This window comes from Rarobacter faecitabidus (genome assembly GCF_006716265.1).
GTDB lineage: Bacteria > Actinomycetota > Actinomycetes > Actinomycetales > Cellulomonadaceae > Rarobacter > Rarobacter faecitabidus.
This window is the reverse complement of sequence record NZ_VFOS01000001.1, coordinates 1,590,713-1,608,589: the sequence shown is the minus strand read 5'-3', so window position 1 is coordinate 1,608,589 and position 17,877 is coordinate 1,590,713. Positions and strand designations below refer to the sequence as shown.

Below are 17,877 nucleotides of genomic sequence, written 5' to 3'. Positions count from 1 at the left end.
GCAGGCTCTGGCGTGGCCAGCCTCGTCTATTTCTCGTCGGTTTCCGAGAACACGCGGAAGTTCGTCGACAAGGTCGGCCTGGCAGCCTTGCGCATCCCGCTCCGGCGATCCGACCCGGATCTGCAGGTCGGCGAACCCTACGTCCTCGTGACACCGACTTATGGCGGCGGGGACCACGGCGGGGCGGTCCCGCGGCAAGTCATCAAATTTCTCAACGTGCCCGGCAACAGGGCACTCATCCGCGGCGTCATAGCCGCGGGCAATACAAACTTCGGCAGCGGCTATTGCCTCGCCGGTGACATCGTCTCCGCGAAGTGTCAGGTGCCATACCTGTACGCATTCGAACTCATGGGGACACCGCAGGACGTTACTCGCGTCCAGGAGGGCTTGGTGCGATTTTGGCAACGACAACCGAGGTCGATGTGACGACCGGCTTGGACTATCACGCGCTCAACGCGATGTTGAATCTGTATGGTCCCAACGGCGAGATCCAGTTCGACAAGGACAAACTCGCGGCGCGGCAGTACTTCCTGAGCCACGTCAACCAGAACACGGTGTTCTTCCACTCGCTGCGCGAGAAGCTGGACTACCTGGTCGAGAACCACTACTACGAGGCCGCGGTTCTGGATAAGTACGACCGCGACTTCGTCAAGGCGCTGTTCAAACTCGCCTACTCGAAGAAGTTCCGGTTCGAGACGTTCCTTGGCGCCTTCAAGTACTACACCTCGTACACGCTGAAGACCTTCGACGGCAGCAGGTACCTGGAGCGTTTCGAGGACCGCGTGTGCATGGTCGCGCTGGCGCTCGCCGACGGCGATGAGCAGTTGGCCGCGGACTACGTGGAAGAGATCATCTCCGGTCGTTTCCAGCCGGCGACTCCGACGTTCCTGAACCTCGGCAAGGCGCAGCGCGGCGAGGCGGTCTCGTGCTTCCTGCTGCGCATCGAGGACAACATGGAGTCGATCGCCCGCGGCATCAACTCCGCCCTGCAGCTCTCGAAGCGCGGCGGCGGTGTGGCCCTGCTGCTGAGCAACCTGCGCGAACAGGGTGCTCCGATCAAGAAGATCGAGAACCAGTCGTCGGGCGTGATCCCGGTGATGAAGCTGCTGGAGGACTCGTTCTCCTACGCGAACCAGCTCGGCGCGCGCCAGGGGGCCGGAGCGGTATACCTCCACGCGCACCACCCCGACATCATGCGGTTCCTTGACACCAAGCGAGAGAACGCGGACGAGAAGATCCGCATCAAGACGCTCTCGCTGGGCGTCGTGATCCCGGACATCACGTTCGAGTTGGCCAAGAACAACGACGACATGTACCTGTTCAGCCCGTACGACGTCGAGCGCGTCTACGGCAAGCCGTTCGCGGACGTTAACGTCTCCGAGATCTACCACGATCTCGTCGACGACGGCAGGATCCGCAAGACGAAGATCAACGCCCGCGAGTTCTTCCAGACCATTGCGGAACTGCAATTCGAGTCCGGCTACCCGTACGTGATGTTCGAGGACACGGTGAACCGGTCCAACCCGATCGCCGGCAAGATCACGCACTCGAACCTCTGCTCGGAGATCCTGCAGGTCTCGACCCCGTCGACCTACACCACGGACCTCAACTACGACCACATCGGCCGCGACATCTCCTGCAACCTGGGCTCGCTCAACATCGCCAAGTCGATGGACTCGCCCGATTTCGGCAAGACCATTGAGACTGCGATTCGCGCGCTGACCGCCGTTGCGGACCAGACGTCGATCGACTCGGTGCCATCGATCCGCCGCGCCAACGCGGAGGGCAAGGCCATCGGGCTGGGCCAGATGAACCTGCACGGCTACCTGGCCCGCGAGCGGATCCACTACGGCTCCGAAGAGGGCCTGGACTTCACGAACATCTACTTCCTCACGGTCGCGTTCCACGCGATCCGGGCATCGAACAAGCTCGCGATCGAGCGTGGTACCTCGTTCGGTGGCTTCGCCGAGTCGAAGTACGCTTCGGGGGAATACTTCGACAAGTACACCGACCAGGTGTGGGAGCCCGCCACCGAGCGCATTCGCGAACTGTTCGCCCAGGCGGGCGTCGCGATCCCGACCCAGGACGACTGGCGCGAACTCAAGGCGTCCGTCATGGAGCACGGCCTGTACAACCAGAACCTGCAGGCGGTCCCGCCGACCGGCTCGATCAGCTACATCAACAACTCGACCTCGTCCATCCACCCGGTGGCCTCCAAGATCGAGATCCGCAAGGAAGGCAAGATCGGCCGCGTCTACTACCCGGCGCCGTACCTGACGAACGACAACCTGGAGTACTACCAGGATGCGTACGAGATCGGCTACGAGAAGATCATCGACACGTATGCCGCCGCGACGCAGCACGTCGACCAGGGCCTGAGCCTGACGCTGTTCTTCAAGGACACGGCAACCACCCGCGACCTGAACCGCGCGCAGATCTACGCATGGCGCAAGGGCATCAAGACGCTGTACTACATCCGTCTTCGCCAGATGGCGCTCGAGGGCACCGAGGTCGAGGGCTGCGTGTCGTGCATGCTGTGACCTGGCCGGTTGCCGACACGACTTCGAACTCGCCAGCAGAATAAGGAAAGCACATGAGCCCCACCGGCAAGATTAAGTTGATCGATCGCGTATCGGCGATCAACTGGAACCGCCTCGAGGATGACAAGGACCTTGAGGTCTGGGACCGCCTCACCGGCAACTTCTGGTTGCCCGAGAAGGTGCCGCTGTCCAACGACATCCAGTCGTGGGCGACGCTCACCGAGGCCGAGAAGCGCATGACGACCCGCGTCTTCACCGGGCTGACGCTGCTGGACACGATTCAGGGCACCGTCGGCGCAGTCTCGCTGATCCCGGACTCGCTGACCCCGCACGAGGAAGCCGTCTACACGAACATTGCGTTCATGGAATCGGTGCACGCGCGGAGCTATTCGTCCATCTTCTCGACGCTGATCTCGACCCGCGAAATCGATGACGCGTTCCGCTGGTCGGAAGAGAACGAGAACCTCCAGCGCAAGGCGGAAATCGTCCTCGACTACTACCGCGGCGACGACCCGCTGAAGCGCAAGGTCGCCTCGACCATGCTCGAATCGTTCCTGTTCTACTCGGGCTTCTACGCGCCCATGTACTGGTCCAGCCGGGCCAAGCTGACGAACACGGCCGACCTGATCCGCCTCATCATCCGCGACGAAGCGGTCCACGGCTACTACATCGGCTACAAGTTCCAGAAGGGACTCGAGCTCGTCACGCAGCAGGAGCGCGACGACCTCAAGACGTACACGTTCGATCTGCTTTTCGAGTTGTACGAGAACGAGGTCGAGTACACGCAGGACCTCTACGACGAGATGGGCCTGACCGAGGACGTCAAGAACTTCCTGCGCTACAACGCCAACAAGGCGCTGATGAACCTCGGCTACGAGGCGCTGTTCCCGAAGGCGGACACGGACGTGAACCCGGCGATCCTGTCGGCGCTCAGCCCCAACGCGGACGAGAACCACGACTTCTTCTCGGGCTCCGGGTCTTCCTACGTGATCGGCAAAGCCGTGAACACCGAGGACGACGACTGGGACTTCTGACCAGTTGACTCGCAATCGTGAAGCCCCGCCCAGACCGCAAGGTTTCGGCGGGGCTTCATTGGGTTAGCGCCGGACGCCCCTTCCTAGAGCAGAATCGTGAAATCCCTAAGTGGTTTTGCGGTTACATCCCCGGCGATACGGCGGGTGCCAAGCCCCGGTGAGCGACCGCTCGTCAAGAACGTGCGTCGCGGACTTGTCGATGTTCTACACCGTTGCAGTCGAAAGCCGCGACTGCTCGCGGGCCTCAGCGTTCCGATACCTCTCAAGGCCAAGTTTCGTGGAGCGCTTGGCTTCGTTCGGCTTCTGGATAGGCTGGGCACTGAACTTGAGGATGACGGAGGTCAGTTTTTTGCGTCTAGCAATACGAGGCGAGCCGAGATGGCACTGGAGCGTTAGCGGTCGTTGTCGCCAGTTCACAGTTGGTGCTCAGCCTCGTCGACCCATACGCGTCGTTGGTGCGCGAGTTCACGTCGGCGTTGCTTGTTGGCGCGCACAAGGGTGGGGACGAGGTCGAAAGCTTGCTCGATGTAGCCGGGGATGAGTTCGCGATCACCACCGGTGGCATCGAGAAGGACCGCGATGGTCTCTACGGGGTCCGCGCCGTGTTCGAGCAGCCGGTCGATCTCGCGGGCGTCTTTCTCGCCCTTTTCTGTATCGGGTCGGTCAAGCAGTGCGGCAAGCTTGGTGGCTGTGTGGGCATGGATGTTGAGCAGACGCCAGCCGTTCATCGGTGCAGGCTCTGTGTGCTCAATCAGCTTCTCCACCTTGAGCCGCAGTTTGGTCCCTAATGCGGATTCCCACGGAATGTAGGCATCGACGTGGACGCCGTCTTTGGTGCCGCGTCCTTTTCTGCCGCCGCTGTGGATTGCGTTTTCGCTGTAGTCGGGGAGGACTTCGCGTAGCTTCTGCCGCGGCCGGGTCTGCCCCGGGTTTGGTTGACATCTGATGTGTGAGGATTCGTCCTCACTGGAAGGATGTATTCATGCCCAAGCCCTATCCGAAGGAGTTCCGTGATGATGTCGTGGCCGTGGCACGTAAGGCGCAGGCCCCGTTGTCGCAGATCGCGCGTGACTTCGGGATCTCTGAAGCCTCCTTGTTCAACTGGTTAAAGAAGGCTGATGTTGAAGACGGGCGTGCGCCGGGCCTGACCGAGGACGAACGTAAACAGCTCCGCGAGGCGAACAAGCGGATCCGACTCCTCGAGCAAGAGAACGAGGTCTTGCGGCGGGCGGCCGCGTATCTATCCCAGGCGAACCTGCCGGGAAAATAGTCTTCCCGCTCGTCCGAGAGATGGCTGCGGCCGGCGCCCCTGTGAGGGTGCCGGTCGGGTCCTCGGCCTCTCCAGGCAGGGGTATTACCAGTGGCTGGAACATCCTGCCTCCCAGCGGGACTGGGACGATGCGCACCTCATCGATGCGCTCTACGACCTCCATGCGGACGACGCTACCCTTGGCTACAGGTTCCTCACCGATGAGCTCGAGAGCGAGCACGGGATCACCGCGAGCGAGAACCGAGTGCACCGACTCTGCCGGATCGCGGGGATCCACGCATCGCACCACCGCAAGCGCAGCAAGCCCGGCAGCACGGGACCTACGCCGCACGACGATCTCCTCGCGGTCGTCGACGAGCACGGTGTCATCCGGCACGAGTTCGTCGCCGACGGGCCGAACAAGGTCTGGCTGTGGGACATCTCGGAGCACCCGACCAAAGAAGGCAAGCTCTACATCTGCGCGTTCAAAGAAGTCTGGTCGAACAAGATCGTCGGGTACTCCATCGACACGCGCATGCGTTCTTCTCTCGCGAGAGCCGCGATGTGCAACGCGATCGCGTTGCGTTCACCCGAGGGAACGGTGTGCCATTCCGATAGGGGCGGCCAATTTCGTGCGAAACGCACCCAAACCCTGCTTCGGAACAATAGCTTGATCGGCTCTATGGGGCGCTCTTACGGTGCCGGTGACAATGCGAGTATGGAGAGCTTCTTCAGCCTGCTGCAGAAGAACGTGCTGAACACAAGGCGCTGGGACACCCGCGCCGAGCTCCGCCTCGCGATCGTGTCCTGGATCGAAACGAAGTACAACCGGAGGCGCCGGCAACGTGGCCTCGGCAAACTCACTCCCGTAGAGTTTGAAACGATCTACACGGACGCGAAAGCGGCCTGATCACTCTCAACCCCGACTGTCAACAAGACTCGGGGCAGACCCCTTGACCCCCCACGGGACCGTTCCAGGCGTTGACCCACAACGACCAGGCCGAGCTCATCGAGCCGAGTGAACGTGGTCAGGTCAGGGCAAGCGAAGGTAGCGTTAGACACGTCGAGGCCTTTCGAAGGGACAGTGTGAGAACTTCCATCATCGAAAGACCTCGACCCTCAATCCCGCAACGACGCGCCCACCACTCCTACACCCTCAAATCGGAAGAGCCCTTCACGGAGTTCCTCGAGACATTGGGTGAAGTCGAGTCCGGTTCGTCAAGACTTAAAGCGTCAGAAACAAGTAAAGTTGCACAAACTATGCGGTTCGAGTACTCTGTCACAGAGCCTTGAAGGTTCCCTCATCAACTAGTTCAAAAAAATTGAGGTTCACAAACATGCGGCACCAGCCAATTTTGTTACGCTTTCTGCTGGCTATCGCCCTTATCTTCGTCGGCGTGCCGAGTGCACAAGCCGCTGTTCCTGGCGTCCCGACAAACATTCGAGTCACTCTGTATCCTGCGAAATGGGTGACGGTAACGTGGGATTCCGTATTGAGTGCTACAAAGTACGAAATGCGTGTTTATGATACAAACGGAACTGTATTAGAGGACGGTGTATTCGTACAAACGAACCTTAACCGCAGTGTGTATGGACTACAGGCGGGTACGTTATATCGAACTCGAGTGCGAGCCTATAACTCTACTGGATGGGGTGCTTGGTCTAATCCAGTTACTTTCGTAACATTGCCCGATATGCCTGATGTTGAATTGGAGGAAGATCTTCTCACCAGCACATCAGCGGAGGTCTCATGGGCAACTGTAAATACTGCTACTGAATATAGAATTACTGTGAAACAGGGATCGAATCAAGTCCTGGCTCTTAAGGTGCCGACAGGTCTCTTGTCATACTCGATTCAAAACCTAATTGCTGCGACGACATATACCGTCACGCTAAAAGCCTGTACAGCTAGTGGGTGCTCTGTGGAGTCAAATCCGCTTTCGTTTACTACGTATCCAGCGCCCCCCGCAATCCCCTCGGGGCTTTCCGGCAGTGCTTTTTCTTCAGACTCTCTTAGGCTTACATGGAAGTCCGTGGTGGGGGCAAAAAAATACGAAGTACGTGCAATCGATGAGAAGTTGAGCTTTCTGGACAACGAGGATGACGTACGCACCATGGAGTCGACGACCAATAGTATCATATTCACAGGATTGGTTCCGGATTCCCAGTATCGTGTGGAGGTCGCTTCTGTAGGACAATCGAAGAGCGAGTATTCTTCCAGTATTTTAGTCGCAACAATGGCTGAGGCGCCTGACGCTGCTCTAGTAGAAGAAATTCAGGCAAATTCAGCCGTTGCAACATGGGAGGACGATTTGAACGCTCAGGCCTATATTGTCAGTATCGTCGACTCAAATCTGAAAACTATATCGTCAAAAGTTACACAGGGAACTTCAGCCGGATTCATCGGTCTTCGGCCATCTACTCGATATAGGATTAAACTTCAATATCGAACTTTCACCGGTCGTCACTCTGAACCGACATTCACTGCATTTACTACGAAGACGTTACCTCCCAGACCATCCATGGTCAAAGGAATCAAAATTAAGCGATTGAGCAAGAAGTCATTTCGCGTCTCCTGGAATAAGTCTCGGGGCGCTACATCGTATACGATTCGTGTACTCGTCGGTAATAAAAACCTAGTTAGCAAAACGTTTACGAAACGACGAGTCCACGTCAAGGGAATTTTTGTCAAGAAGAAGATTACTGTCATTATAATTGCAAGGGGTATTGGAGGAGAGAGTCAAACTTCTATAAAAACGCTTCGCGCAAAATAGAACTTGTCATTTTGCAATACTGATCGAATGACCGAAAATAAGCAAAGGACGTGCTCATGAGATTGAAATCGATAATCGCCGCCGGGCTTAGTTTAGCCTTGCTTCTGTGCGCAGTTTCTGCAACAGTCGCTGAAGCGAAACCCGTCCGAGCGCAGGATTTGCCGTGTTGGCATGTGCCGTTAAAAACAGGCAAGGCATATTTGAAATGGCGCTCCATTAAAAAGAAACCAGTAATTCTTGGATCGGAATTATATGAGAATGAAACGCTAGAGTCTGCGACTCGAACTGAGTCGATTTCTATCGACAAGACTATAGCGGCGAGCGTTGATGTCAGTTACGAGGGCGGTCTTGAGGCTGGTTTTGCACTTGCTAAACTATCGGCCAAAACTCGCTATAGCCTTAAGGCTGAGGGTAAGAAAACTAAGAGTAGGAGTGTTTCTGTAACACATAAGCTTCGTCCCAAATCTCGTACCGTTTTTTATTACGGGACTACCAAAGTCAGCGGGTCATTTGACTACTACTATCCTGCTTGTGAGAAATCGCGTTTTGAGGAGAATTCGCGTCTTGTGTGGAAGCGCAATAGGGGCGCAGTCATGTCTTTTACTGTCGAAACTAAAGGCGCAGTAGATTGTCGAGTGAAACCGAGTAGAAGAAGCCTGGCTTTCTTTGCAAGAAAGGCCTGCTAGTGACGTCTTGCATTTATTGACTATGGATCCGTGGGATGGACTGTCCCTTGAACTAGTGTCGCAGTTCGGACAACTCTGCTGACCCATCTTGGCTTCTTGAGTTGAGCCTAGACAAAACAGTGGACCCAGACTGGAGTAATAAAATTCGACTAAGTCACTAAATGATTGATTCTGTGCAAGCACGATGCAACCGTTGACGATAACAGACGGAACGGGATTCGGTCCAAGACAGTGCTGACCGAGGTCGCTGTGGTACAGATCGATTCGCCCGGCCGATAGAGAAGGGTCATTTAATCTGACGATCGTGCGCAACCAGAAGCGTGGGTGGAGGGTATCCCTAGGATCGTTTGACTGCGCGTCTCTCGCAACTGCAGGTCGCGGTGTACTTCGGCGATGGTCGTGAGAGCACGTAGTTCTGGCTGGGCGCGTTTACCGGGATCAAGAACCATGGTGTTGAGGACGTGTGCATCGTCGTCCGTGAAGGGCTCAAGTTGCTTCGTAGTCTGATCGCCACGACGCGTGAACTCGTTGCGGCACAGAACTGCACTATCCATCTGATCCGTCACACGTTCAGGTGTGCTTCGAAGAAGTAGTGGGACCGGACCGCGCTGCGACCTGAATCCCGACAATACTGCCCCGAACGAGGTCGTATGAAGCGAGAGGTTCGAGGACTTCGTGGAGAAGTGGGCGATCCGTTATCCCGCGATCTGCAAAATCGGGGCGAAGGAGTGGAGCGAGTCCATCCCGTTCCTGGACTATGACGCCCCAGTCTGTCGGATCATCTGCTCGATGGAACGCGATCGAGTCCTCAAAACACCCACTCACTCCCGCCGCGCTTGAAGTGTCTCTACTTCGTGACCCAGCCCTCGACCCCACCGGGCGGGTCAGGCACGCTAGGTGGCCAGGTGGATTCCCGCACGCAACGCCTTCGCGATCACCTTCGAAGGTCGACCCAATTGAAACGCGCCAGATTAGATCTACCGTCAATCTGAAACACCGAATTTGTCAAGATCGCAGAACGTCGTCAGGTCAGGGCAAGCGAAGGTAGCGTTAGACGTGTCGAGGTCTTGTCGATGGCCGATGTTGGAATCTCCGTAGTCGGACGACCAGGTTTATCACGCATCTCTAACGACGCGCCAATCAGCCTTACACCTTCAAAGAAGCAGGTAACGCTTGCCGCAATCCTCAGTTCATGGCTGCAATGCCGGTGCGGTGAGTGTGATCGAACCTTAACGATTTTAGATAGGGCCTTGACCCGTGATCGTGGACACGGTGTTGGTTCGGCTATGCCGCTTCCGTGAGGGTAGCGGACGTGGTCGCCGCGTAGGTGTTCGGGGTGATGTTTGCCGATCGCTGAGTGGCGTCGGCGGGTGTTGTCGCGGCCCGCCCATCGGAACACGGCCCGATACGCATGGCATGGTCCGGGAACACCGACTCTCCGGCGAGGAGCTCGCGTTTCAGCGCCGCGTTCAGGCTTTCGGCCAGGGAGTTGTCGGCGCTTGTGCCGACCACTCCCATGGACTGTGTCACCTGCAGCTGCTCGCAGAGCTTGGCGTAGGCCTTCGAGGCGTAGACGCTGCCATGTTCGGAATGGAAGATCGCGCCGGCCAGCGACCCGCGGTCACAGGCCCCAGCACGCAGAGCGTCCCCGACGAGTTCGGTGCGCATGTGATCGGCGACCTGCCAACCAGCGAGCTTCCGGGAGCCGAGATCGATACAGGTCTCGAAGTAGAGGTTCGACCCAACCGCGATGGGCAGGTAAGTGATGTCATCGACATAGTTGCGGTTCGGCTCACCGATGGCGAAGTCCCGCCCGAGCAGGTCGGGAAACGTATGTCCGGGGACTGGTCCGGGATAGTCGTCTTTACTCGGCGTCGCAGCCGGATACCGGCGAGCTGATGCTCACGCATCACGCGGGCGACCCGTTTGTGGTTGATCCGCTCGATCGGTGCGACGCCGTCGTTGAGGTCAGAGGTGATCTGCGGCGCCCCGTAGGCACGGTCACTGCCCTTCGTAGGGTCCTGGAGCACCCGGATCCGCGCCGCTAACAACTTATCCGCGGCCTGCCGCTCAGCCCGTCCTGGTGCGGCTGCGAGCCACGCGTAGAACGACGACCGGGTGATCTCGACGACCTCACACAACCGCTTCACGCCGTAGGCATCCTTGTGGCCTTCGACGTATTGGAAGCGGTTCACCAGTTCGTCTCCCCGGCGAAATACTTCGCCGTCTGACGGAGGATGCCGCGCTCCGTCTCGAGCTTGACCCGCTCCGCCTTCCAACCTCGCGTTCTTGGCCTCCAGGCGGAGAACCTTCGCCGTCTGCGACTCCACCCGTCCGGGCATGGGCGGCGACCCCGCGTGGGCGGGCGTGGTCCCGGAGCCGTACTTGTCGACCCGCTCCTTCAACGCGCCGCGAGAGACCCCCAGATCCGCCGCGATGCCCTTCAACGTCGCCCCAGGCGTGGACTCGTACAGGTCCACCGCCCGCTGCCGGAACTCGTCCGTGTAGTTCTTCCTAGCCATCCCTTGAATTCTCGCTTCCCCAGCACCGTGCTGGAATCAGCGTGTCCAAGATCAGGGGTCAAGCGCCATATGACTGGCGCCCTGGCCATATGCAGCGTCATCAGGGATCGGATGCACCACTAAGAACATATGCAAAAAGGTGGTCGACCCAAGCGGGGGTGACCACCTTTTTGCCGAGGGTTCTTCGGCTGATGTTGCGAGACTCGTCAATAATCCAAATCGTGAGGTGTAGCAGCCTCCGGGAAACTACTCAATGCCTCGCGATGCGTGAAGCGGATGCCCCCTTTTCTTCGGGTTACGAGACGAGTGCCTCGACCTTGACAACGAATACTAGAGTCTCCGCCTGAAGCTCGTGACCTTCATTAGCCCCGTAGCCGAACTCCGGTGGAATGACCAATAAAACAGTCGAGCCAACCTTTACCCCGGAAAGTCCCATGGTCCAGCCCGAGACGACCTGTTGAAGTGAGAACTCGATAGGCTCTTCTCCGTGTGACCACGACGAGTCAAACGTGCTTCCATCTGAGGCTTTGACTCCGAGGTAGTGAGCCTTGATCGTGTTACTGGACGTGACAACCTCCCCATCGCCTTCGGTGAGAATCGCGCGCTGAATAACTGTAGGGGCCTTAAACTCCTTGGGGAGTGTGATGGCGGGAACTCCGGCATCGTCGAACTTGACCTGTGGGGTGCCGGGAGCATCGGGAGCGATGTCGTCAAGGAGGCTTTCGACCGACAGCACCTCGACGGCGGCGACCGAACCGGGCTGGGCCTCCGTGCCGGATGCCGCGTCAGCCGCCGTACCGGGGGCCCCGAGCAGGACGCGCACGCCCACCTTCTGGCCGACGAAAGCGTTCAGAAGCTTCTCGTTGAGCTGACCCTCAGTCAGGGTAAGCGGCTCGGGCTCGCCGGTGTAGGAGTTGTACGACTCGGTTCCGGTGTCGGCGGTGACCTGGTACACATTCACGGTGATCTTCTGCCCCGCCTGAATCTCATCGCCCGTTCCGGGGGAGTAGATCTTCACGGCGAGGTCGGAGAATGTCAGAGGACCTTCGAACTCGATCGTCGGCTGAGCACCCGCCTCGCCAGTCACGGTGACCTTGTCGAGCTGCGCAAGGTCCGCGGCGCTCGTCTCGGACGAGCTGCCGTCCGCCGGAGCGGATGCGCTCGGCGCGGTCGAGGCGTCGGTGCTGGGGGATGACGAGTTCGAATCGGAGCAGCCCGCGAGCACGAGCGCTGCCGCGACGACGATGCCCGCAGCGCGGAAGGTGACTGACTTCAATGTGTGTCCTTACGAATCTTGTGGTCGAGACGCCGGCCGGCGAGATCGAATTGCCCGCAGGGCGCATCGCTAACCAGTGAACAGGGCCGCCGCGAGTCTGGCGCACTCAACGTTACCGCCTGTTCCTGGCATTTGGCCGCGAACCAGCTTGGCGTGACAATAGAAATGTGCCCAGTAGCCGCCGTTCCAGCCGCCGTCCCTACGGCAAGCCCGCGCCGGAACTCAACGTCGATCGCGCAACGGGTGGACGATCCAGTGTGACTCGTGACGGCGAGGAGTGGGTGGTTCAGCAGATACGGCACTCCGAGAAGCAGTACACCTGCCCAGGATGTCACCGCGTCATAGCGCCGGGCGAGGCGCACGTGGCTGCGTGGCGTGCCGAGACCGTCCTCGGCGCCCGCGACGGCCTTGAGAGCAGGCGCCACTGGCACGCGGCCTGCTGGCGCATCGGCCACTGACACGCGGCGACCGACACCCCCGCACCGACACCGCCCGGACGGTCACTATCCTGGTGTCATTATGAGTCACGAGATTCGAGCGACATCGGTCCTGCCCGCCCACCGCGAGGACATCGAGCTGCGCACCTCCGATGGCCTGCGATTAGTTGGCGAACTGGCGTTACCGGCCACCGCGCCGGTGAGGGCCACACTCCTAACGCTGCATCCGCTGCCCACCCACGGCGGCTACATGGATTCACACGTCTTGCGCAAGGCGGCGTGGCGGCTTCCTGCGCTCGCGGACATCGCAGTGGTCCGGTTCAACACGCGCGGAACCTCGTCACCGCGCGGCACGAGCGATGGCACGTTCGACGAGGGTGCGGGGGAGCGCCACGACGTTGCCGCCCTTCTCGAATTCGCACAGGAGCGCGGGCTGCCGCGGCAGTGGGTGGTCGGCTGGTCCTTCGGTACGGAGTTGACGCTGAAGTACGGGGCGGATCCGCGCATCGAGGGCGCGATCCTCCTTTCGCCGCCGTTGCATCGCGCGACCGATGAGGATCTGGATCGCTGGGCCGCCTTCGGCAAGCCGCTCGTGATCCTCGTCCCCGAACTCGACGACTATCTACAGCCGCCGGAGGCCGCCCGCCGCTTCGCCCGCGTCCCGCAGGCGGAACTCATTGCGGTGGACGGCGCCAAGCATCTCTGGGTTGGCGAGAAGGCGGTGCGCCGCGTGCTGGACGAGATCGTCGCGCACGTCGCTCCCGAGTTCCCCACGCCGTTGCCGACCCAGTGGGATGCTCCCGTGCAGTAGGAAGCCCGGCAGGCACGAGGGGGCGCCGCGCACTGGTTGGCGTTCGCATCGCGCGAACTCGATGGTGACTACTCCGCTACCTCCGGAGCGATGGTGCTTTTCAGCAAAGTGCGCAGGTCCTTGAGGTGGCCGGAGATCGCATCGCGCTCATCGCGGAGGGAATCGACCTCGGCGCGAATCGAAGTGAGTTCCTCGGCCGCTCGTTCCGCCGCCTCGGTGCGGATACGTTCGGCATCGGCCCGCGCCGCGTCCAGGATGCCCTCCGAACGCTGCTCGGCCTCGGCGAGCGCGGACGACCGCAAGTGCGCCACATCTGCCTGGACCTTCTCGTACTGCTCGAGGGCGGCGGCGGCACGTGCCTCCGCCTCAGCCGCCTGGGCCGAAGACTTCTGGACGAGATCCCCCACGCGCTGGCGCGCGGCCTCGGCCTCGTCGCGAATAGCTGCCAGGGTTTCGTCGCGCTCCTTGGCCACGGCCAGCTCAGCCTCGCTGCGCTGGCGTCGTGCAGCGCTGTGCATCTCTTCCGCCTGCTTCCTGGCATCCTCGAGACGTTCGCGTGCGGTGGCGAGCAGGTCGGCGGCGTCGCTACGTGCCTTATCCAACTCCGACTGGGCCGCGGTGCGGGCGTCGGCGGCCTCGGCCTGGGCGACTGCGAGTTCGGCCTGCGCCTGACCGCGGATGATCGCGGCGTTCTCGTTGGCCTGGTCGAGTGCCGATTGCGCTTCGGCACGAAGCGAATCCGCGTGGGCACGAGCGGACGCGAGTTGTTCCTCTGCGGCCGTGCGTGCGTTGTCCCGGTCGGACTTCGCGGCGCCGGCGGCCTGGATGCGGAGCTGGTCCGCTTCCTGCCGGGCGGCGTCGACGATGCCCTGTGCCTCGGTGCGCGCGCTTGTGACCAGGTCGGCGGCCTCGCGCTGAGATGTGTCGCGTAGCTCGGCGGCCTCGGCGTGAGCCGCCGTCAGGAGATCGGCGGCCTCGCCCTTGGCCTCCTCCAGGATCGAGGTCACCTCCGCGTTCGCCTGCGCGCGCTTGCTTGCGATCTCAGCCTCGAGCGATGACCGATCCGCGACCGCAGTCGCATCGGCTTCGAGCCGGACTCGTTCGGCGTCGCGCGCTGCGGCTTCCCGCGCTTCGGTGGCGGCGAGTTCGGCGGCCTCGAGCCTCGTCTGGCTCTCCTGCTTGGCGCTTTCAACGATTTGTGAGCTCTGGCGGCGGGCTTCCGACAGCATCTGATCCGATCGCTGATGGGCATCCGCGAGGAGCTTCGTCGATTCCGCCTCCGCCTCATTGCGCGCGGCCTCGGCCTGCTTGACGGCGGTGGAGATGAGCGTGGCCGACTGCTCCTCTGCGGAGCGGAGCAGTACTTCGACGCGCGCCCCGAGGCCCGCGTAACTCGGCTGGTCTATCTCCGCGATGCGCGCCTGCGCCTCGGCGGCGGCCAGTCGCGACTGGGCGATCTCGCCTTCGGCGTGCAGAATGCGCTGGTCGAGTTTCGCGATGCGAGAACGCGCCTCGTTCAACTGGTGTTCGCCCCGTGCGACCTGTTCGCGTAGCGTCTGCAACGCGGCATCCACCGGCTCGCGCTCGTAGCCGCGGAAGGTCAGGGGGAAGGGGGTCGTCTCCTGCGTCATCGGTTCTCCTGTAGCCGTTTCCTCACACTATCCACCACCCTACTTGGACCAGGCTGAATGGTCAGGCCATGTCCACGTTCTTGTCAGCCCAATTCGTCCCGCAGCCCGGACGATTCCGGCACCAAGTACCGCCCAATGGCAGCACCATCCGACGATTCGAAGGTTCAACAGTTAGGCTTGCCGAGCAATGCATAGACAACATCTGACTCAAAAGCTGCTGCCTCTCGCCCTCATAGCGGCGGGGCTCGTCGTGGCGGTCCTCGGGGTGGGAACCGCCACCTGGTGGCGCCCGGATGGCAGGATCACGCCGGTGGCCTCGTCCTCCTCGCCCATGATCGTGACCGATCGCGGTGTGCTCAGCGCGGGAGCCGACTCGGTGCTCCTCACCGCCCAGGCGAGCGACGCGAACACGGCCGTGATCGTGCTCGGCAGGCGCGCGGACGTACTCGGCTGGATCGGCACGGCGCCGCACGCGACGGTGACGGGATTGACGAGCAAGACCGCGCTCAGAGTGGTCGAGCAGCCGGGCGACGCTGCCGCGTTGCCGACGCCAAGCGGCAGCGATATGTGGCTGATCGAAGCGGACGGCTCACCGGCCGCTGAGTTGAGTTGGACCTCCACGAGCGACGAGATCGTTGCGCTGGCGGCATCCGTGGGGCCGGACGGCACTCTCGCGGGCACCGTATCACTGAGCCTCGAATGGAACGTTCCCACTCCGCAGACGTGGCTCGTTCCCGGGCTGACCGTAGGCGGGCTCCTCGTCCTGGCCGGGCTGGTCCTGGCGCTCGTGTGGCGCCGTTCCGCGCGCCGGGATGCTGACGACGATGACTCGAAGGAATCCTTGCCCGAAGCCGCGCCCACAGACACCGACCTCGCCGGCGAAGTGCCCGATGGGGTTCTCGTCGCCGCGAGTGACTACAGCCCGCACGTAGCGCCGGCCTACGAGGGCGTAGATCGGCCCGACCCCGCCGACGCGCCGTTGCCATCCGCATTCGCCCCGCGCGCTGAGGACGAGTCCTCCGTCGCTTCCCATCACGCCGCACCCGGGGTCGAGGCCGCGGATCTGGACACGGAAGTGTCCGGCGACGACTCGGCCATCGAGGTGGTCTCCATCGGCGCACTGCCCGCCTCGCCGTTCCGCGACGCGCCCGCCGCCGACGCTGAGCCAGCCGACGCGCCCGCCGCCGACGCCGAGCCAGCTGCCGACGCTGAGCCAGCCGACGCGCCCGCCGCCGACGCTGAGCCAGCCGACGCGCCCGCCGCCGACGCTGAGCCAGCCGACGCCGAGCCAGCCGACGCGCCCGCCGCCGACGGTGAGCCAGCCGACGCGCCCGCCGCCGACGCTGAGCCAGCCGACGCGCCCGCCGCCGACGCTGAGCCAGCCGACGCGCCCGCCGCCGACGCTGAGCCAGCCGACGCGCCCGCGAACGAGGGCAGGTCGGAGCATGCGGCCGACGAGGCCGCTGCGCGGCATCGCTCGGAAGTCGATGCGGCCTTGAAGGGTTCGGACCTGCCCGCCAGGCGGCAGGCACCTGCCGGGGAATCGCAGTCGACTGGGCTCACGGTTCCCGCCGCCCAGCAGCCCATCCCCGGCGCGGGCGATCCGTCGTCCGATTGGTCGCCTTTCTCGCAGCCGCAGGACGCGTACGAGTACGTTCCCCAATTCGCTCCTCCCGCCACGGCGGAGGGCGCGTTCGAGGCCGAACAGGAGTCTGAGGCTTCTGCGGGCGAACCCCCCATCGATGGGGTCCCGGCCGCTGTTGCGGCCGACACGGTGTCGCCTGCGTCGCCCGACGCTCAGGCAGGTGCAACGGCCCCAGAGTCGGTGCCCGCCTCGTCCAACCCACCCATGACCCGCCGCCGATTGCGCGAACTGAGAGAATTGGGCCAACTCCCGCCGGAGTACTCGGACTGGGGGAAGAAATGAACAAGTCGCTTTCCAGGCTGAGCGCCCTGGGCATTGCTCTGGCGTTGGCGGCGGCGGGATGCTCGTCCGCCCTTCCCCAGCCCCACCCGACACCGGTCCCGGCGACGGTCGAGGCGGTCCTGACGCCGTCCCAGGTCCAAGCCGTGGCCGGGCGGATCGCCGTTGCCCTGGGCACCGCGGACGTGGCTCGCGACGCGGGCGCCCTGGCGCAGGCCGCCTTCGGTCCAGCGGCGAAGATCCGCGCCGCCCAGTACACGATCGCGACCGCCACAGGCGATAGCGCGCAGATCACGGCGATACCCGCCGGGATCCAGTCGTCATCCGTGAGCGATACGGATACGTGGCCGCGCTCGTCCCTGCTGGTGACGGAGCAGCCGGAGGACCTTCAACCCCAGCGGCTCGTCGTCGTGACGCAGCCGAGCGCTCGCGAGAACTACGCCATGTGGGCCTGGGTCCGGCTGTTCCCGGGCGCCGCACTCAGCCTGGCGACCCCTGCGGCGGAGATCGACCTCGCCGGCGCGGACGGAGAGGCCATCAACGCGGCCGTCGACGGGTACGTCGACGTTCTGAACAATGGCGCTGGCGCTCAATCCGCATCGCAGTTCAATGCTGAGGACGAGCTTCGCGCGTCGATCGAATCACGCCGTGCCGAGTTGACCAAGGGACTCACGGAGGTGAAGGGTACCTACTCCTACGCGATCAGCCGTCCGCCATCCGAGGAAGCCACGACCCGCGCCTGGAGCCTGGCCGATGGCGGCACCCTCGTCGTGACTGCGCTCACCGCCCGCGAGACAGCCGCGGCCCCGAAGGGCGCGAAGATCACGCCTGACGCGATCGACACCGCGCTCCTAGCAGGCAAGACCGTGACGAACCGGCTCGTGACGGACCGGCAGATCGTCGTGGCCATGGTCCTGCCCGTCGACGAAAGTGCGATCCAGGTGGTCGGCGCGGAAAACGCGCGCATCGCCGCTAGCCTTAAGTGACACCCTG

Annotated in this window: 13 protein-coding genes and 3 pseudogenes; 12 read left to right on the top strand and 4 right to left on the bottom strand. The window is 62.0% G+C overall.

Features of this window, described 5'->3' with window-relative positions; genetic code table 11:
* Nucleotides 1-12 precede the first annotated feature (12 nt).
* The 3 genes from nrdI to nrdF are packed head-to-tail and all read left to right on the top strand — an operon-like array spanning nt 13 to nt 3,574.
* The gene (nrdI, locus tag FB461_RS07090) at nt 13-426 is read left to right on the top strand and encodes a class Ib ribonucleoside-diphosphate reductase assembly flavoprotein NrdI (RefSeq protein ID WP_142120205.1); all 414 of its coding nucleotides are present in this window, start codon (nt 13-15) and stop codon (nt 424-426) included.
* Nucleotides 399-2,540: a class 1b ribonucleoside-diphosphate reductase subunit alpha gene (nrdE, locus tag FB461_RS07085; protein ID WP_281282066.1), complete on the top strand. Its 2,142-nt coding sequence runs from the start codon at nt 399-401 to the stop codon at nt 2,538-2,540. The genes nrdI and nrdE overlap by 28 nt, the downstream gene beginning before the upstream one ends.
* 53 nt (nt 2,541-2,593) lie before the next feature.
* Complete coding sequence (gene nrdF, locus FB461_RS07080; protein WP_142120203.1) at nt 2,594-3,574, top strand: class 1b ribonucleoside-diphosphate reductase subunit beta; 981 nt, start codon at nt 2,594-2,596, stop codon at nt 3,572-3,574.
* A 413-nt stretch (nt 3,575-3,987) separates the two neighbouring features.
* On the opposite strand, the gene FB461_RS07075 is transcribed toward nrdF, so the two are convergent.
* Nucleotides 3,988-4,302: a hypothetical protein gene (locus tag FB461_RS07075; RefSeq protein WP_211349848.1), complete on the bottom strand. Its 315-nt coding sequence runs from the start codon at nt 4,300-4,302 to the stop codon at nt 3,988-3,990.
* A gap of 254 nt (nt 4,303-4,556) precedes the next feature.
* Here FB461_RS07075 and FB461_RS07070 point away from each other — a divergent pair.
* The 5 genes and pseudogenes from FB461_RS07070 to FB461_RS12485 all read left to right on the top strand — a co-directional run bounded on the left by FB461_RS07070 (nt 4,557) and on the right by FB461_RS12485 (nt 8,876).
* Nucleotides 4,557-5,733 (top strand): annotated as a pseudogene (locus tag FB461_RS07070) (IS3 family transposase).
* A 427-nt stretch (nt 5,734-6,160) separates the two neighbouring features.
* A pseudogene (locus FB461_RS12490) lies at nt 6,161-6,490 on the top strand (fibronectin type III domain-containing protein); the annotation flags it as partial.
* A 27-nt stretch (nt 6,491-6,517) separates the two neighbouring features.
* Nucleotides 6,518-7,597 carry a fibronectin type III domain-containing protein gene (locus FB461_RS07065; RefSeq protein ID WP_170222645.1) on the top strand — a complete coding sequence of 360 codons (1,080 nt, stop codon included), beginning with the start codon at nt 6,518-6,520 and terminating at the stop codon, nt 7,595-7,597.
* Between the two features lie 56 nt (nt 7,598-7,653).
* Nucleotides 7,654-8,283 carry a hypothetical protein gene (locus FB461_RS07060; protein ID WP_142120197.1) on the top strand — a complete coding sequence of 210 codons (630 nt, stop codon included), beginning with the start codon at nt 7,654-7,656 and terminating at the stop codon, nt 8,281-8,283.
* Nucleotides 8,284-8,702: 419 nt separating this feature from the next.
* Entirely contained in the window at nt 8,703-8,876 is a 174-nt protein-coding gene (locus FB461_RS12485; RefSeq protein WP_142120881.1) for a transposase, read from the top strand.
* 691 nt (nt 8,877-9,567) lie between these two features.
* On the opposite strand, the pseudogene FB461_RS07045 reads toward FB461_RS12485, so the two are convergent.
* Together FB461_RS07045 and FB461_RS07040 are read right to left on the bottom strand one after the other, a co-directional pair.
* Nucleotides 9,568-10,805 (bottom strand): annotated as a pseudogene (locus FB461_RS07045) (IS3 family transposase).
* 295 nt (nt 10,806-11,100) lie between these two features.
* Nucleotides 11,101-12,081, bottom strand: a complete 981-nt coding sequence (locus FB461_RS07040; RefSeq protein WP_142120193.1) for an FKBP-type peptidyl-prolyl cis-trans isomerase — start codon at nt 12,079-12,081, stop codon at nt 11,101-11,103.
* Nucleotides 12,082-12,248: 167 nt separating this feature from the next.
* Here FB461_RS07040 and FB461_RS07035 point away from each other — a divergent pair, with 167 nt between their 5' ends.
* Both FB461_RS07035 and FB461_RS07030 read left to right on the top strand, forming a co-directional pair.
* The gene (locus tag FB461_RS07035; RefSeq protein WP_142120191.1) at nt 12,249-12,539 is read left to right on the top strand and encodes a hypothetical protein; all 291 of its coding nucleotides are present in this window, start codon (nt 12,249-12,251) and stop codon (nt 12,537-12,539) included.
* A 61-nt stretch (nt 12,540-12,600) separates the two neighbouring features.
* Complete coding sequence (locus FB461_RS07030; RefSeq protein ID WP_142120189.1) at nt 12,601-13,329, top strand: alpha/beta hydrolase; 729 nt, start codon at nt 12,601-12,603, stop codon at nt 13,327-13,329.
* Between the two features lie 68 nt (nt 13,330-13,397).
* On the opposite strand, the gene FB461_RS07025 is transcribed toward FB461_RS07030, so the two are convergent.
* Nucleotides 13,398-14,960: a coiled-coil domain-containing protein gene (locus FB461_RS07025; RefSeq protein WP_142120187.1), complete on the bottom strand. Its 1,563-nt coding sequence runs from the start codon at nt 14,958-14,960 to the stop codon at nt 13,398-13,400.
* A 187-nt stretch (nt 14,961-15,147) separates the two neighbouring features.
* On the opposite strand from FB461_RS07025, the gene FB461_RS07020 reads away from it, so the two are divergent.
* Nucleotides 15,148-16,887 carry a hypothetical protein gene (locus tag FB461_RS07020; protein ID WP_142120185.1) on the top strand — a complete coding sequence of 580 codons (1,740 nt, stop codon included), beginning with the start codon at nt 15,148-15,150 and terminating at the stop codon, nt 16,885-16,887.
* Nucleotides 16,884-17,870 carry a DUF8094 domain-containing protein gene (locus FB461_RS07015; RefSeq protein WP_142120183.1) on the top strand — a complete coding sequence of 329 codons (987 nt, stop codon included), beginning with the start codon at nt 16,884-16,886 and terminating at the stop codon, nt 17,868-17,870. Before FB461_RS07020 ends, FB461_RS07015 begins: the two co-directional genes overlap by 4 nt.
* The last annotated feature ends 7 nt before the right edge of the window (nt 17,871-17,877 follow it).

What these genes read in the sequence shown, in the direction of transcription:
- FB461_RS07015 (WP_142120183.1), top strand. Translation starts at nt 16,884, where the DNA reads ATGAACAAGTCGCTTTCCAGGCTGAGCGCCCTGGGCATTGCTCTGGCG.
- FB461_RS07025 (WP_142120187.1), bottom strand. Translation starts at nt 14,960, where the DNA reads ATGACGCAGGAGACGACCCCCTTCCCCCTGACCTTCCGCGGCTACGAG.
- FB461_RS07065 (WP_170222645.1), top strand. Translation starts at nt 6,518, where the DNA reads ATGCCTGATGTTGAATTGGAGGAAGATCTTCTCACCAGCACATCAGCG.
- FB461_RS07030 (WP_142120189.1), top strand. Translation starts at nt 12,601, where the DNA reads ATGAGTCACGAGATTCGAGCGACATCGGTCCTGCCCGCCCACCGCGAG.
- FB461_RS07075 (WP_211349848.1), bottom strand. Translation starts at nt 4,302, where the DNA reads ATGAACGGCTGGCGTCTGCTCAACATCCATGCCCACACAGCCACCAAG.
- FB461_RS07060 (WP_142120197.1), top strand. Translation starts at nt 7,654, where the DNA reads ATGAGATTGAAATCGATAATCGCCGCCGGGCTTAGTTTAGCCTTGCTT.
- FB461_RS07020 (WP_142120185.1), top strand. Translation starts at nt 15,148, where the DNA reads ATGCATAGACAACATCTGACTCAAAAGCTGCTGCCTCTCGCCCTCATA.
- nrdF (WP_142120203.1), top strand. Translation starts at nt 2,594, where the DNA reads ATGAGCCCCACCGGCAAGATTAAGTTGATCGATCGCGTATCGGCGATC.